Raw genomic sequence first — 15,127 nt, 5'->3', positions numbered from 1 at the left:
CGCCCAGCCACAGCGGCAGCGACTATCTCGACCAGATGTGTGTGGCGCTGGCGCGGGACATAAGTGTCAGCCAAGACGAGGTTGAGCCTGAACCCGCTGATAGGCCGCCCCCGTGTCGTCGCTCATCGCACCACCTTGACCGGCCTTCAGCAGGGCACGAACAGCGGTAAGGCCAAATGAGTTGACGGCCTGCCGGAACGAGGTCTGTTAGCGACGGTGAGGCGTCTGCCGACCCTGCCGCCAGGCTCGAGGCAGACGTGGCACGCCCTCAGTTCCGGACGTAGTGCGTTCTTGTTGGACTTTTCGAAGGCGGTCACGGCCTGGGACCATGGCAGAAACGGTGGTCCGGAGTTGTTGACTGACCCAGGTTCTTTGAAGCCTGTCAGGGGTGGATCAGGTTTGGGCTTTTGCTCCCCAGGCAGCTCAGCGCCTGCATGGCCTCGTGCTCTATGCGTGAAAGATCGTGGAGGATGGTGCCTGCCTGGACGAGGCACTGGGCATTGCCTGATTCACCGGCTTCTGTGATCAGCGCTGCGACTTCCGTCCAGAGGGTGGCTGCCTCGGTGTACAGCCCCTGGCCCGTGAGCAGGTGGCTGCTGTCGAAGTGTTGGGTGCATTCGGCGAGGAAGTCGCGGTAGAGGTTGCGGAACAGGGCGCCGCCGGTGCCGGCCTTCTCCATCAAGCGGGCAGCCTGCGGTAGGTCCCGTTGAGGGTTGTCGGACCGCTGGAGCCATGTGCGTACCAGCTTGCCGGCCTTTTCGATGCCTCGGTGGCCGAGATTGGCGATGGGCGGGTTGAGGAAGGCGTCGGCGCAGGCGGTGATGGCGGGAATGATCTGGCCCTGTGGGGAGGGCAGGTTCCGTGGGGCGGTGAGGGTGAAAGACCGGTGCTTGGCGGTCATCGGACCGCGTGCGGCCCTGGCCTGGGCGAGGCTGGTCAGGCTGGTGGATACCGTTCCGCCTTGCTGGTCGGTGTCCACCAGGTAGGCGTCGCGGTCGTCGTAGCCGTACATGGCGACAACATGACCGCCGAAGTGCACCTTCGAGGTGAAGTAGTCCAGGTGGTAGCTGTCGAGTTGCAGTCCGACGGGGTGGCCGGCGTCGATGGGGGCCACGACGTTCTCCCAAGCCCTGCGAGGGGAGGTGGTCTCCTGGACCAGGAGTTCCAGCCCGAGTCTGGTGGCCAGGTTTCTGGTGAGGTCGAAAGGCTTGACCCGTCCCCCGAGGAAGGGGAAGCCCATGTTCTTGCTGTCCCAGTAGATGAAGGACAGACCGGAACCGAGGCCGAAGAGCATGGGCTCCGTCAGATCGAGTCCCTGGTGCCGCAGTAGCACCCCCAGAGCTGTCGTCTCGCAGTGCTGCGTACCGCGGGCGTCAATGTCTATCACCGTGGTCATGCCATGCTTTCCTGGATGGAGATGATCAGCCGGGCCATCAGTTCTTCTTGCGGTGCCTCTGCCGGCCCGACGAGATAGGCCTCACGTGCGGGCAGTTCGTCTTGCACACCATGATGGTGGACTCTCCCCACGGTGGGAGCGTCTACTGGGCATCTGGGACCCGCATTCCGCGGGACTACCTCGCTCCACGCGGCGGCACCGTCATCGAACTCGACCTGCGCGCGCTCGCCCCCGCGGCCATGTGCGACGAACTCGCTGGCGATCGCGCGACAGCCCACTTCTGCGCGGCCAGCCGGAGCCGGCAGTGTCGATCGTCAAGTCTGTCCGCCTGGATCGGCATCCTCGCCCCCATCGGGGCCCCAAGGGCCACTCGGAACAGGTCCTGCATGCGGACACCCGAACCAAAACAGCCTGATCAGGGACGTGCGTGCCTTCGGGGAACGGGCTGCCGCCGAGCCCAAGCAGCGTCTGCGAATCCTGCAGGTGGAAAAGATCAACGCTGTTTCGTCACCCGTTTGGGCTCACCCGGTCGCCGTGGGGGAGAACAGTGGCCGTCACTGGGGAACACCGCCAACTGGGGGTGTTTCAGAGGGAATCTGCTTGGGGGTGAACCGGTGGAGGAGGAGGACGTCGGCGCGTGCAGCTGGGCGGCGCCTTCTGGCCGGGTTTAGTGTGGCGTGCGAGGCGCGTGGACCGTGAAGCACTGGTCAGGTGTGGGCGCCACGTGCCGACGCTCGGGGGCTGAGACCAGAATCCCGGCCCGATTGCGGCGGGCCGGGGTTCTAGCTGGTTCGAATGTTGCGTCTGGGCTTAGAAGTCGTCGAAACCGAAGTCGTCGAAGTCGAAGTCGAAGTCGCCCTTGTGGTGACCGACCACCCGGAAGCTGGCCACTACTCCGTCCTTGACGAACACGCCTCCGTGCACCCTCCCGGGCTTGATGCCGTTGGCTTCGCTGCGGGGGCCGACCGTGGCGATGGGGGCGCCGTTGTCGCAGGTCGCGCCACGGAAGACCTCGACGCCCCTGCGGCTGTCGTTGCGGATGTTGAGGCTCCTGGAGCCGAGGCCGCTCACGATCGTGATGCAGCCGTCCGGGGTGGCGGAGTACGTCCGCTCGTTGATGTGGATCCTGCCGATCTCGTGGTGCCGGCGCTTGCCGTGCCCGCCGCCTTCGCCGCGCTCGCCGCCTTCGCCGCCGCGGCCGCCGCCCTCGTTGCCCTTGCCCTGTCCGCCCTCGCCGCCCATCGGGGCGTAGTCCGGAGCGGGCGCCTGCTCGGCGACGGCCGGGACCGTCTCGGGCTGCGATGCGGGAGTGGCGGCGGCGTAGGTGATGCCGGTCGCGGCGAGTGCGGAAGCGGCGGCGATGGCCGCGGTGACGGCGGTGGAACGGGTCATGATCATGATGCCTTGCTCCTCTCTCTGAGGGGCCGGCTGTGACAGCCGACGTGTGATTGAACGTAATGACCACCCCCAGAGCTGTCATTTCGGGCGTATCGGAAGTGCTGGTGTGGGGGAGCCGAACGGGGTACCCAGAGCGCCTGCAGCCCTGGCTTGCGGATGCTGACGAAACGTCAATCTTCTAAATGAATCTGGCAGATTGATGAGGCATTAGGCCTTCAAGGTGATCTCTGACGCCTGCTCACCCGTGCGGCAGCGGGTCGCCTGGAAAGGCCGCCGCGAAGGGCTCAGAGATACCGGGACGGGAGGGCCACGGACCGGACCACGGCAACCCCGCCCCACCAGGGGTTCTGTGCCCAAGCCTGCTGCCACTCGGCGTGGCCCGCGTCACCGTCCCGTGGCCACGCGGATGAGGCTTGAGGCCAGGCCCCATGACGCCCCCTCACCTCGCCGTGCCCACGTCAGCCCCTCACCTCAAGCCCCGTGCCCGCGTACGGCTTGTCACGCCGGGCGAACGGGATTCGCAGCGCACCGTCTGCACGGTCGCATGTTCATGCCGCCGTGCCGGGCTCTTGCCGCGGCTGCCCGTTTCCGGCTGGAACGGCTGTAGAGCGTGCTGATCTGACCTCACCGCACACTCGCTCTGCTCGTCGTACTGCTCCTGACGAGTGCCAGACGGCCCGTCTGGCCGTGGACCCGCTCACCGAACACGGCTTGGACCAGGGTCGGACGGGCGCGAGCACACCCTGACGAGGACGCGCTGCCAGACGACCGAACGCACGCGCCACGCTCGCCGTCGTCGGCAAAGCTCGGGGCAACCACCGGCTGAACCCCCGGATACAGGGGTCCCTGCGGCCCGGCTCAGGCAGCCTCCTCCAGGGCGTCCTCGTGCTGCGCGGGATGATCCGGTGCTGTCCGGCCTGACAGCAGCAACAGACCCATGCCCAGGGCCAGGCCCAGCGAGGGCAGGAACGGGAACCGCCCGTCGTACGCGAAGCCCCGCACGGCGAAGCGGGACAGGGCAGCGACGCTCGTGGCGAGGCCGAGCCACAGCATCCAGGAGCGGCGCCGGTCGGCGTCCGGACGGATCCTTTCGTGCAGTGCGGCCAGTTTCCGCTCCAGCGGTCGCAGCGCCGCCACGAAGCCGGCGAGAACGAGCCCGAGCACCAGCAGCCACGGCACCCGCAGCGCCCACCACCCAGCGGACCCGAAGGCGGGCTCAGGTGCGAGGGCGGTCAGGTAGAACGCGGCGGCCACGACCAGCACCGGCAGCATGTGCCACAGGTACAGCGTCATGCTCGCACCGCCGACCGACTGCACCAGACGCCACACCCACTCGCGGTCCAGAAGCCTCCGCACAGTTGGTGCGACGAGAAGACACAAGCCGACCTGGGCCACTACCCACGCCAGCATCGCCACCGACGGCGGGTTGGTGTTGCTGGGCGCCTGCCCAGTCACAAAGATCAGGCTGACCGGGAACGGCCCGAGAGCGACCAGCGCCGCGAAAGCCGCGCCACCGCCGACCGCCATCGCGGCCGACAGCAGCCGACGACGGGTCAGCAGACCGTCCCGCCAGCAGAAGCCCAACTGATAGGCCACACCCCACACGAGCACGTAGTCAGCCAGACCGACATACGGAACGTGTACCGTCACCACCAGCGCATCAACGGCCGCGGCTCCCGCACCCATGACGACGGCAACGCGTAGACCCCACATTCGGTGCGCCGCGTGCAGCGGCGGCGTCAGGGCGCTGAGCAACAGGTACACCGGAAGGAACCAGAACTGCATGGCCATCGCCCAGCCCACGAGTGCAAGCGTGCCCGGTTCCACACCGACCGCCGTACACATGCCGACGGCGAGCAGTACAAGACCGCTGTAGGCGCTCGCCGGAAGCAACAGCCGCAAGGCGCGCCGCCCCACCCAGCCAGTCGCGGAACCACCTGCCGCGCGGGCTCGCGACCAGGAGCCCCCCGCCGCGTGGCCGCCGGCCAGGAAAAACAGCGGCATGATCTGAAAGCCCAGAGTCAGCCACTGGGTCCAGGGAACTGTCGCCAACAGTTCAGGCGCGGTGATCCGTCCGTCGCTCTCCCTGACCAAGCCGGTGATCAGCCAGTGGCCAAGCACCACCAGGACGATCGCCCACGCGCGCAAGAAGTCGACGTAACGGTCTCTGCCCATGCCTCGTCATGCTGCCGGAACCTCGACGCCCACGCCGCGAGAACTCGGCTCTGCAACCATTCCGTGCTCGATACGAAACTCTCCACCACCGAACGGCGGCTTGGCACGCACCGCGGTCATCTCCCGAACCCCGGCCTCTCGTGGTGGCCGGTCGCCGAGCCGGGGGCCAGATCTCCTTCACTGTTGCGGGACAAGCTGATGTGTCCGACGAAACGGCCGCCAAGTTCAGCGACTCAGGGCCTCCAGTAGGGAAGCGTGCGACAGCCACTCATCAGGCTGGTCGGGCCAATTCACCTGGTAGCCGTCACATCGATGGACTTCCGCGAGGGCCCGCACACTCGGTCGTCTCCTCCTGTCCGGCACTCCAAGCTCGCGCGGATGACATCGACATGGACGAACGAGGCCGCGATCAGGCAGTGGAACGCCTCCACCACGCGCGAGACGATGGAAGCGACGGCGGAGGGAGGAGACTTCGCCAAGCGGCACTTGCTGAACCCGCGGGATGCGGAAACGGGTACGTCAGCCGCATGCTCGCCGAGCGCGGTGGTCGTTTCCGCCGAGGCACCAGCCTGAGTCAACCCCAAGGGCTCTCCCGTCACGAGTAGTTACGGGTGGCGGTACCGGCCAGGTGCAGAAGGCAGTGGCCGACCACGAGGAGGAGCGGTCGGTGGCGCGATCGGTCGTCTCGTGGATCCGCGCGGTCGAGCACGAGCTCAACCGGACGGCGTGACCGAGGACCACACGCCGAACCACTGCTCGGCGCCGAACTCCTCGAAGTGCTCCACTTCGGTGAACCCCAACTTCGCCGCGAGGCGCATCGAGCGGTCGTTCGCGGTCTGGGTGCAGAGAACCACCGGCTCGCTGGGAAGTGTGCCGGCGAACCAGTCGAGTGCCGCTGCGCACGCCTCGACGGCGTACCCGCGTCCCCACGCCTCAGGGAGGAACATGTAGCGGAGTTCGGCCTCCCCGGCGTCCGGACGAACGTGACCCGGACGCTCCGAGTCGCGCCGATCGAGCGTGATCATGCCGATCATCGCTCCGTCGAGATCGATCACGAAAAGACCAGGGCGCCGCCCGGGCACCTCAGGTACCGCGCGTTCGAGCTCATCACGTGGTCGAGGGCCACCGAGGTAGGTGCCCACCTCTGGCGAGGCGAACAGCTCGATGAACGCCGCACGGTCCCGGGCCTCGGGCTCGCGGAGCACGAGCCGCTCGGTCCTGATCGGGGCAGGTGGCCAGGCGACGGGTCCAAGCTCGGTCATGACGGGCAACCTATCGCACGCCCGCCGGACAGGAGCCTCGGACGACCGACATCGGCAGCGGCCTCTGACCCGTCGGCCTGTCGGTATCAGTACACGGCTCGAAACCGTGACCGTGACCGTCTCGGACAACCTGGGCGAGTTCTTCGACGGCCTTGCGCGCGACTTCCGAGGTTGGGAGGGCGAGAGGGGCTGGGCCAACAACCATCTGGTCGTGACGGCGGCGGGGCCGGCGACGAGGTGCTCGTGGGGCAGGTGGCGGCGGTCATCCGGCGCCGCTGCACTCGAGGCCCCGGGCTCCCGGCAGCGCCCGCTCGACGCTCTGGCGTCCTTCCTCGAGGGCATCTCGGGCGGCCCCGGGAGGGCTCTCGCCGTAGGGCGGATCACCCGCGCGATAGGTCTCGGGGCCCTCCCCGGGAATGCTCGACACCAGGACGAGCATGCGCACCCCGGTCTTGTAGTACGCCGGGACGTTCGCGCCTTCGTCGGTGAAGGACAGCCGCCGCTCGCCGCCCGCGGGTTTGTAGGAGCGGTCCACATCCAGCACGATCCGGTACCGGTCGTGCCCGCCCGCCGGCTCGACCCGCTCCACCGTGCCCTCGGCAACGGTGCTGGAGCAGGCGATGATCCCCTCGTAGGTGAGCTTGGCGGCGGACGCGGACTCGCCATTCGTTGTCCCGTTGTGCGCCACGAGGTATGCCGTGCCTGTTCCCAGCAGCGCCACGGCTACGGACGCCACGAGGGCGAACAGCCGTCGGCGACCGCGCTGTCGGCTGCGCGCCGGGGCGGATTCCTCCCGTCCGGGAGCCTTTTGGGCCAGCCCGTCCCCGATCCGGCGCAGTTGCTCCCGGACAGCGGCCATGTCGCGTTCCGCGTCCGCGTAGCGGTCAGCCGAATCCCCGGCCTGCTCAGGTGAGGGTTCGCCCAGCAGGACCGCCATCAGCTCGTCGTTCTTCTCCACCCTCACATCGCCTCTTCCACGTGCAGCCGCTCACGCAGGAGTTTCGCCGCCGCGTACAGCCTGCTCTTCACCGTTCCCAGGGGGATGCCGAGTTGCTCGGCGATCTGCGGCACCGAGAGGTCCGCGTAGTAGCGCAGGACCAGAACCTGCCGATGGGCGGCGGGCAGGGCGTCGAGCCCCTCGGCGACGGCCAGAGCCTGCACGCTGTTCTCCGTGCCGTCCTGGGCCCGGTTGTTTGGTGCGCTCAGCAGGCCGAGCCGCGCGCTGACACGTTCCTGCCGGTGCCGGGTGCGGTGCCAGTCCACTGCGAGGTTCGAGGCCACCACCGCGGCCCAGGCTCCCACGTTCCGCGGCGGGTCCTCGCCCCGGGCCCGGCGCTCCAGCAGGCGCAGCCGCACCTGCTGGAGCCCGTCCTGCAGGTCGTCCTGCGGAACCCCGCCGAGGGCCAGGACGGCGCGGACCCGGTCGGCCTGCGCCGCGTCGAGCGGGTCCGCCTCCGCACCCCGCGGTCTCCTGATCGGCAACGGTGCTCTCCCTCAGTCGTGTTTCTCCTAGGACGCGGGAGCATTGCAGATCGTTCGATCGTCACTCGCAGCCGAGTTCGCGCGCCGCGGGCAGTGCCCGGGCGATCCCGGCCCGTTCGCGGCTGATCGGTGCGTCGGGCGACGACCATGTGATCCGGGGACGCCACGTGCTGCCGAAGAGCGCCAACTCGCCGCACAAATGAGGCGGGTCGCCTGTTCCGGCAACCCGCCCCGGACTTCGTGCTGTCGAACCGTTCAGCAACCGGGCGGCAGCGGTGTCAGGCCCACTCCACGGCCATGGTCGGTGGCGCCGCCGCCGAAGGCGGAGCCGGAGATGCCGCGGCGCGGGATCCACACTGCGTGCGTTCCGGCGCCGTTGTCGGCCTGGCCAGGTCGGCGATGTAGGCGAGCGCGGTGACGGCGGAAGCGCCGGTGCCGATCACGGCGGTGCGCCGGCCGGCGTGACGGGGCCCGTACGGTGGGGTCCTTGAGGCCGGGGATGCGGTAGGTGATCTAGTCGGCAGCCGCGCGTTCGTGTCGTCGAGGTTCGTTCGTAGGATGAGGTGTCCTGATGGGTGCACGGTAGGGAGACTGTTGGTGCTGGCTGCCGTTGCCGGCTCGCCCGGACCGCTTGCCGAGGTCCTGGCCGTGCGTGATGTGGACGGGCCTGCGGCTCCTGGCGCGGGTGAGGTCGTGGTGCGCATGGTCGCGTCGACCGTCAACCCCTCGGACGAGGTCACCGTCTCGGGTGCCTACGGGTCGCGGACTTCGTTTCCGATGGTTCCGGGGTTCGAGGGCGTGGGTGTGATCGACGCCGCCGGTCCGGGCGTGCCTGCTGCGGCGGTGGGCCGGCGTGTCCTGCCACTGGGGTCTGCCGGGGCCTGGCAGCAGTACAAGAGACTCGACTACTCCTGGTGTGTTCCTGTGCCGGACGACCTTCCCGATGAGGTCGCCTGCTTCGCCTACATCAACCCCTTGACGGCCGTCACGATGGTCGAGCGGTTCTGTCGGTCGGGCGTACGGAATGTGGTGGTCACAGCGGCGACATCGGCCATCGGCCGACACCTGGCGGAACTCCTGACCGATCGTGGTGTCGCACCGGTCGGGGTTGTGCGGGGAACGCCGGGGCGGACTGTGGCCGAGCCGTCCCGGTGGCGGGCCGTGATCCGGACGAACGAGCCCGGTTGGCGCGAACAGCTGCGGTCGGTGATCGGCCCCCACGGCGTCGATGTGGCCTTCGACTGCGTCGGTGGCGGCGTGGGCGAAGAGGTGTTCACACTGACGGCCGGCGGTGGCGTGTTCGTCCACTACGGCCTGCTGTCGGGAACGCCGCTCTCGGCGGAGTGCCTCACAGGCCGCAGGGACGTACGCGTGGAGCTCTTCCGCCTGCGCGACATCGTTCAGAAGGACGGCGGGCAGCACCTGTCCGGGCTGTTCGCGCCGGTCTTCGAGAGCCTGCGCCGCGGACGCCTGCGCACGGCCGTCGGGCAACGCATCAGGCTCAGCGAACTCCCCGGCCACCTCAAAGGCCCGGCAGCCGGACCCGCAGGGAAGATCCTTATCGATCCGCAAAGGTGACCACCGCAGCGGACCCGGCCGGCGCCTCACCTACTGCTGGATCACGGTGTCCGGGACGGTGCTGTCGTACGCCGCCGAGGCCGTCGACGCGCATCCCGGGACCGGGGTCCGTTTCACCGGTACTGTGGCGCGCCCGGGTATGTCTGCCTTGGGAGTCTCTCTTCAACTGGCGGCCGTAGTTTCATCCGTGCTTGCGGAGGTATGTCTCCAGCTCGGCGGCCCCGGTCAGCATCGCCCGCCCGCGGGCGGACAGCCGGCCGTGCCAGTCGCTCAGTGCGGCCTCCAGTGGCTCCAGCCCGCCGGCCGTCCGTACCTGGGCGATCAGCGGGGCGATCTGCTCCAGCAGGTAGCCGCCGCGCCTGAGTTGGTGGACCAGCCGGGCGTCCCGTACGTCGGCCTCGTCGTAGACGCGGTACCCGGTCCGCGGGTCGCGGCGTGGCCGCACCAGCCCGGCACGCTCCCAGGCGCGCAGCGTCGCGGGCCGGATGCCGAGCTTCTCCGCCAGCGGTCCGATGAACGTGCCGCCGGGCCCGGACACCATGGCCGGCTCGGATGTCGTGGTGGGCTCCAGGTCACGTAGGGCGCTCTCCACGGCCCGGAGGGTCCACCGGTCGTCGAGGAGCTGGGCGTGGCTCTCGTCGATGAGACGGAACGCCTCGTCGGCCGCGCCCTCGTTCACCGCCCGCATGATCGACGTCGCCGTCCGGTGGCCGTGGCCGGGCACCAGGGCGAGAAACGCGCGCAGGGCCCCCGCGTGCAGCGAGGTATAGGTGCGGTAGCCGTGGGGTGTGCGCCCCGCGGCAGGGAGGATGCCGGCTTCCTCGTAGTTCCTGATCGCCTGCGTGGACAGACTGTGCCCGCGTGCCAGATCAACCGGCCTGAGTCGCTCACCGGTTTGAGAGTTTCTGCCCATGGAGCCGACGATACCGAGGAAAAGTTTCAACCGAGAGTTCAACGATACCGTTGAAGGCATGGCTACTGACATCAAGGACACCGCCCATGCCGTCGAGGCGGCGGCCGTCATGAGGCTGCTCCCGGCCCGGCCGCGGCTGCTCGCCCTGGGCGAGCCCACCCACGGCGAGGACGCTCTGCTCGCCCTGCGCAACGAGCTCTTCCAGGAACTCGTCGAGCAGGAGGGGTACCGGACGATCGCGATCGAGAGCGACTGCCTGAAGGGCCTGGTCGTGGACGACCACGTCACCTCGGGAACGGGCACCCTCGACGAGGCCATGGAACGCGGATTCAGCCACGGCTGGGGCACCTTTGCGGCCAACCGCGAGCTGGTGCGCTGGATGCGCGCCTACAACGACGGCCGGCCCGCGTCCGAGCGGCTCCGCTTCACCGGCTTCGACGGCCCCCTGGAAATCACCGGCGCCGCGAGCCCCCGGCAGGCCCTCACCGCACTCCACAACTACCTCTCAGATCGGGTGGACGCGGACCTGCTCCCCTGTACCGCGGAAACGCTCGACCGCCTGCACGGCGCCGACGACCGGTGGACCGATCCCGCCGCGATGATGGAGCCGGCCCACTCCGTGGGGCAGTCGGCCGAGGCCAAGCAGCTGAGGCTGCTCGCCGACGATCTGGTGGCGCTGCTCGACGCGCAGACACCCCACCTGCTCGCGACCACCTCGCAAGACGACTGGGACCGGGCGCGCCTGTACGGGCGCACTGCCACCGGCCTGCTGCGGTACCACTACTGCATGGCCGACACCTCACCAGTCCGCATGACACGGCTGTGCGCGCTGCGGGATGTGATGATGGCCCACAACCTCCTTGCCGTCGCCGCTCGCGGCCCGGCACTCGTCCACGCCCACAACTCCCACCTCCAGCGGGAGAAGAGCACGATGCAGATGTGGCAGGGGTCGGTGGAGTGGTGGAGCGCCGGTGCGCTGGTGAGCGCCCAACTCGGCGAGGAGTACGCCTTCGTGGCCACGGCTCTCGGCACCATCCGGCACCAGGGCGTGGACGCCCCGCCTGCGGACACCGTCGAAGGGCTCCTGTACGCGCTCCCCGAGGACCGTTGCGTCATCGACGCCCCGCGACTGGCCACCACCCTCGGTGACACGCCGCCCGCGCCCCGCGTATCCCCCTGGTTCGGCTACTCCCCACTCGACCCGGCCCAACTCGCGGACAGCGACGCGATCGTGTTCGTCAAGGACGTCCCCTAGACATAGCGCTACGGCTTCGGCTGCTCGTCAGGGAGATGCGGTGCGAGCAGGAGGCCAAGCCGCCGGAGGGGGCGCGGCCGCTGCGGGTGAGCCGGAAGTCGGCCTACCAGTGGCATGTGCAGAGCCTGTCCGTCCGTCAGCCGGGCGACCAGATGCCGTCCAGGTCATCGCCGAAAGCGTCGAGGAGCCCGTTGAACTGGCTTGACCCGGCCGGGAACTCCACCGCCCAGGCGTCGGATCCGGCCGCCGACCACCCACAGCTCGTCGCGGACCTCCTACGGTCCGACGAGCATCCGTCCCGTCACGTGCAGCACTGCGCGATCGCTCGTGTACCGCACTTTGATCCGGTGCTACCCGCTGTCGCTCGCCCGGTCCGCCTTCTCCTCCTCGACCTGCGCCTTCGCGGGGTCCAGGAGCCGGGACAGAAAGTGCCGGGTGCGTTCGTGCGCGGGGTTCCCGATGACCCGGTCCGGTGTGCCGTCCTCGACGATCACCCCGCCGTCCATGAAGACGACCCGGTCGGCGACCTCCCGCGCGAAGCTCATCTCATGGGTGACGACCATCATCGTCATGCCCTCGTCGGCGAGCATGCGCATCACGGCGAGGACGTCGCCCACCAGCTCGGGGTCGAGCGCGGAGGTCGGCTCGTCGAAGAGCATCACCTCGGGGCCCATGGCGAGCGCGCGGGCGATGGCGACGCGCTGCTGCTGCCCGCCGGAGAGGGAGGAGGGGTAGGCGTCCGCCTTCTCGGACAGGCCCACGCGCTCCAGGTTCTCGGCGGCGATCTCCGCGGCCCGCGCCTTGCCCCGTCGAAGGACCCGGCGCTGCGGCAGTGTGAGGTTCTCGGTCACCGTGAGGTGCGGGAAGAGGTTGAACTGCTGGAACACCATGCCGATACGGCGGCGTACGCCGTCGATGTCCACATCGGGGTCGGTCACCTCGGTGCCGCCGACGAAGACCTGACCCTCGGTGGGCTCCTCGAGGAGGTTCACACAGCGCAGCAGGGTCGACTTGCCGGAGCCGGAGGGGCCGATGACACAGACCACCTCGCCCTGGCCGATCTCCAGATCGATGCCGCGCAGCACCTCGTTGTCCCCGAAGGACTTGTGCAGGCCGCGGACGAGTATCTCGGGGACAGTGCTCACTTGACGGCTCCCTGGGCCTTGGCCTCCATGCGGCGCACCACGAATCCGAGCGGGATCGTGACCAGCAGATAGCACAGGCCCGCGACCAGGATCGGTGTGGAGTTGGCGGTCTGGCTGGCCAGATCCCGGCCGAACTTGGACAGTTCGCGCTCCTCCAGCGTGACGCCGAGGAACAGCACCAGCGAGGAGTCCTTGAAGAGCAGGACCAGTTCGTTGGTGAGCGGCGGAAGGATGATCCGGAACGCTTGCGGAACGATGATGGAGATCATGGCCCGCGCCGGCGAGAAGCCCAGCGAACGGGCCGCCTCCATCTGTCCCTTGGGCACGGCCTGGATGCCCGCGCGGATCGTCTCCGCCATGTACGCGGCCGAGACCAGTCCGAGCGCGAGGGCCACCTTGCCGTACGTTCCCCCGATGATCTCCGTGCCGGGGAAGGCCAGCGGCACGGCCACACCGACGAAGATGAAGATCAGCAGGGCGGGCAGACCGCGGAAGATCTCGATGTAGACCCCGGCGACCCAGCGGTAGGGGCCCACGGACGACAGCCGCATCAGCGCGATGACCATGCCGAGGACCAGGCCGACGACGAAGCCGGTCAGGGTGAACAGCACGGTGTTCTTCAGCGCCAGGGTGATGACGTCCGGGAACATCCGCCGTGCGATGTCCGTCTGCGCGAACTGGTTCTGCAGTCGGCCCCAGTCGGCCGTGGCCGCGAAGGCGATCACGGCGGCGACGAAGACGGCGTACTGGATGCCGCGCGAGAGCGAGCGCCGCCGGCTTCGGGTCAGACGCCTTCTGTGGGGCCGGACTTCGGCGCCGGCGGTGCCGGTGGTGTCGCTCATGAGGCGGACGGCGAGGCGGCGGACGGGGTGTACGGGCCGATCCACTGCTCGTACAGCTTCTGGTAGGTGCCGTCGGCCTTCGCGTCCTTGATCGCCTTGTTGATCGCGGCGAGGAGTTCGGAGTTGCCCTTCTTCACCGTGAAGCCGTACTGCTCTCCGGTGTCGAGGTTGCCGACCACCTTGAAGGCGTCGGCGTTGGCCTTGTCCTTGAGCCAGCCCTGGACCACCGGGTAGTCGATGACGATCCCCTGGACCTGTCCGGTGCGCAGGCCGTTGAGGACGGCGTCGGAGGACTCGAAGGAGACGGGGTCGAAGCCCTGCTTGCGCACATAGTCCTCCCCGGTGGTCTGTGCCTGGGCACCGAGCTTCTTGCCCTTGGCCTTCACATCGTCCAGGGACGTGATCCCGCTCTTCTTGTCGACCAGGACGGCCTGGGTGGCGTCGAAGTACGGGTCGGAGAAGTCGACGTTCTTCTTGCGCTCGGCGGTGATGGTCATGCCCGCGGCGGCCAGATCGCACTCGCCGGAGTTGAGGAACGCGCCGGTCTTGAAGTTCTCGAAGGGCGTGTCGAGGATCTGCTGCTTCACCCCGAGGTCCTTGGCGACCAGGTCGATCAGGGAGACGTCGAAGCCCTGGACCTTGCCGTCGACCTCCGACTGGAAGGGCGGGTACGGCAGATGCGTGCAGGTCGTGAGTCGGCCCGCCTTGACGAGGTCGACCCCGCCGTCGGCCGACTTGCCCGTGCCGCCGCTGCCGCTTGACGTGCAACCCGCCACGAGCACCGCCCCGGCCGTCGCGGTGATGGCGGCCAGGATGCGGACCCGGCGTCCGAGGAGCGTGTTCACGGGGGGACCTCTCTGTGGGGGACGTGCGGATGCAGACTATAAGAAGATCTTTGACCCTCTCAAATAAGCCTGAGGCGTGGGTAATTCCGGGCGCGTACCGTCTTACGGGACGTCACCGGCCGCATGCGGAAAGGATCCCGCCGGTCACCCTTGATTTCGCGCGTAGCGTGAACGAAGAGAGCAGAGCCGTGACCGCCCCCTCCTGGACCTCGCCCCGCTGAACGCGGTCACCGGTGCCGCTCCACACGGCGGTCGCGGCGGAGCAGGTGCGCGCGGCCCTCGCCGAACACCCGGAGACCGACTTTGTGTTGCCGGTGCACGCGGAGGCGGCGACCGACCCGCTGGGCGGTCTCCCGCGACGACAGGCCGCGCACGGACAGTTGGTGGGCGTTGGACCTCGGCTCCTCCTATGCGCTCAACCGGAAGACGCTGCTCTGGGAGGCGGCCGCCGGGCCGTGCTTACCGCATACAGGGACCAGCCGACGGCGAGCAGTGGATCGACATGACGACCGGGCCGGCCCCGACGGGGGCGCGGGAGCCGCTCGTGATCGAGGGGCGTCCCCCGCCGAACTGCGCGAATTGGCACGTCGCTCCGCATCCGCCGCCGCGGACGGCCGGGTCCGGGCGGCGCACGTGGACGGGTACCTGAGTCCGTTCAACACGCAACGGGCGCGAGACCCGTGTGACGCGGCTCGGCGCGCAGCCCCACCCACGGAGCACGGCATCCACTACCCGCCGGTGGCCATTGACGGCCGCACTGCGTACGCCTACCTTGCCCTCACCCGCGCGGCGGACATGTGCCGGTCGTGACGGGGTTACGAGGAGACGGGGGGCAG

General features: G+C 68.8%; 13 protein-coding genes and 3 pseudogenes. 5 read left to right on the top strand and 11 right to left on the bottom strand.

Translation table 11 applies throughout. The features are described 5' to 3' along the window. Positions 1 to 382: 382 nt before the first annotated feature. Complete coding sequence (locus ACIQFZ_RS25930) at positions 383 to 1,396, bottom strand: BtrH N-terminal domain-containing protein (protein WP_402692254.1); 1,014 nt, start codon at positions 1,394 to 1,396, stop codon at positions 383 to 385. A gap of 137 nt (positions 1,397 to 1,533) precedes the next feature. Here ACIQFZ_RS25930 and ACIQFZ_RS25925 point away from each other — a divergent pair. After that, a pseudogene (locus ACIQFZ_RS25925) lies at positions 1,534 to 1,733 on the top strand (amino acid ABC transporter substrate-binding protein); the annotation flags it as partial. A 473-nt stretch (positions 1,734 to 2,206) separates the two neighbouring features. Here ACIQFZ_RS25925 and ACIQFZ_RS25920 read toward each other — a convergent pair. Then, positions 2,207 to 2,794: a hypothetical protein gene (locus ACIQFZ_RS25920; RefSeq protein WP_402692253.1), complete on the bottom strand. Its 588-nt coding sequence runs from the start codon at positions 2,792 to 2,794 to the stop codon at positions 2,207 to 2,209. Between the two features lie 858 nt (positions 2,795 to 3,652). Then, a complete protein-coding gene (locus ACIQFZ_RS25915; RefSeq protein ID WP_402692252.1) occupies positions 3,653 to 4,969 on the bottom strand; it encodes an acyltransferase in 1,317 nt (438 codons plus the stop codon). A 378-nt stretch (positions 4,970 to 5,347) separates the two neighbouring features. Here ACIQFZ_RS25915 and ACIQFZ_RS25910 point away from each other — a divergent pair, with 378 nt between their 5' ends. Then, positions 5,348 to 5,542 carry a hypothetical protein gene (locus ACIQFZ_RS25910; protein ID WP_365428539.1) on the top strand — a complete coding sequence of 65 codons (195 nt, stop codon included), beginning with the start codon at positions 5,348 to 5,350 and terminating at the stop codon, positions 5,540 to 5,542. A 140-nt stretch (positions 5,543 to 5,682) separates the two neighbouring features. On the opposite strand, the gene ACIQFZ_RS25905 is transcribed toward ACIQFZ_RS25910, so the two are convergent. Next, the gene (locus ACIQFZ_RS25905; RefSeq protein WP_402692251.1) at positions 5,683 to 6,231 is read right to left on the bottom strand and encodes a GNAT family N-acetyltransferase; all 549 of its coding nucleotides are present in this window, start codon (positions 6,229 to 6,231) and stop codon (positions 5,683 to 5,685) included. Here ACIQFZ_RS25905 and ACIQFZ_RS25900 point away from each other — a divergent pair. Next, a pseudogene (locus ACIQFZ_RS25900) lies at positions 6,134 to 6,442 on the top strand (DUF6228 family protein); the annotation flags it as partial. The gene ACIQFZ_RS25905 and the pseudogene ACIQFZ_RS25900 overlap by 98 nt on opposite strands. 51 nt (positions 6,443 to 6,493) lie before the next feature. Here the strand turns inward: ACIQFZ_RS25900 and ACIQFZ_RS25895 are convergent. From ACIQFZ_RS25895 to ACIQFZ_RS25885, 3 genes and pseudogenes are all read right to left on the bottom strand, one after another. Beyond that, entirely contained in the window at positions 6,494 to 7,189 is a 696-nt protein-coding gene (locus ACIQFZ_RS25895; RefSeq protein ID WP_365775333.1) for a hypothetical protein, read from the bottom strand. Positions 7,190 to 7,191: 2 nt separating this feature from the next. After that, the gene (locus ACIQFZ_RS25890; protein ID WP_365428536.1) at positions 7,192 to 7,713 is read right to left on the bottom strand and encodes a sigma-70 family RNA polymerase sigma factor; all 522 of its coding nucleotides are present in this window, start codon (positions 7,711 to 7,713) and stop codon (positions 7,192 to 7,194) included. Between the two features lie 300 nt (positions 7,714 to 8,013). Next, positions 8,014 to 8,250: pseudogene (locus ACIQFZ_RS25885) on the bottom strand (flavoprotein); the annotation flags it as partial. A 21-nt stretch (positions 8,251 to 8,271) separates the two neighbouring features. Between ACIQFZ_RS25885 and ACIQFZ_RS25880 the strand changes: the two are divergent. Continuing rightward, the gene (locus tag ACIQFZ_RS25880) at positions 8,272 to 9,291 is read left to right on the top strand and encodes a zinc-dependent alcohol dehydrogenase family protein (RefSeq protein WP_365775332.1); all 1,020 of its coding nucleotides are present in this window, start codon (positions 8,272 to 8,274) and stop codon (positions 9,289 to 9,291) included. A 181-nt stretch (positions 9,292 to 9,472) separates the two neighbouring features. On the opposite strand, the gene ACIQFZ_RS25875 is transcribed toward ACIQFZ_RS25880, so the two are convergent. Then, entirely contained in the window at positions 9,473 to 10,204 is a 732-nt protein-coding gene (locus tag ACIQFZ_RS25875) for a TioE family transcriptional regulator (protein WP_383059277.1), read from the bottom strand. 58 nt (positions 10,205 to 10,262) lie between these two features. Between ACIQFZ_RS25875 and ACIQFZ_RS25870 the strand changes: the two genes are divergently transcribed. Next, on the top strand, positions 10,263 to 11,459 hold the full coding sequence (locus tag ACIQFZ_RS25870) for an erythromycin esterase family protein (protein WP_402692250.1): 1,197 nt from the start codon (positions 10,263 to 10,265) through the stop codon (positions 11,457 to 11,459). Between the two features lie 350 nt (positions 11,460 to 11,809). Here the strand turns inward: ACIQFZ_RS25870 and ACIQFZ_RS25865 are convergent, their stop codons facing one another. The 3 genes from ACIQFZ_RS25865 to ACIQFZ_RS25855 are packed head-to-tail and all read right to left on the bottom strand — an operon-like array spanning position 11,810 to position 14,291. Continuing rightward, a complete protein-coding gene (locus ACIQFZ_RS25865) occupies positions 11,810 to 12,604 on the bottom strand; it encodes an amino acid ABC transporter ATP-binding protein (RefSeq protein ID WP_365428518.1) in 795 nt (264 codons plus the stop codon). Further along, positions 12,601 to 13,446, bottom strand: a complete 846-nt coding sequence (locus ACIQFZ_RS25860) for an amino acid ABC transporter permease (RefSeq protein ID WP_402692249.1) — start codon at positions 13,444 to 13,446, stop codon at positions 12,601 to 12,603. Before ACIQFZ_RS25860 ends, ACIQFZ_RS25865 begins: the two co-directional genes overlap by 4 nt. Then, positions 13,443 to 14,291, bottom strand: a complete 849-nt coding sequence (locus ACIQFZ_RS25855; protein WP_402692248.1) for a transporter substrate-binding domain-containing protein — start codon at positions 14,289 to 14,291, stop codon at positions 13,443 to 13,445. Before ACIQFZ_RS25855 ends, ACIQFZ_RS25860 begins: the two co-directional genes overlap by 4 nt. Positions 14,292 to 15,127: the final 836 nt, after the last annotated feature.

Origin of the sequence: Streptomyces sp. NPDC093064 (assembly GCF_044754605.1) — a bacterium.
GTDB lineage: Bacteria > Actinomycetota > Actinomycetes > Streptomycetales > Streptomycetaceae > Streptomyces.
The sequence above is the reverse complement of the archived record's forward strand: the minus strand, read 5'-3'. Positions and strand labels throughout refer to the sequence as shown.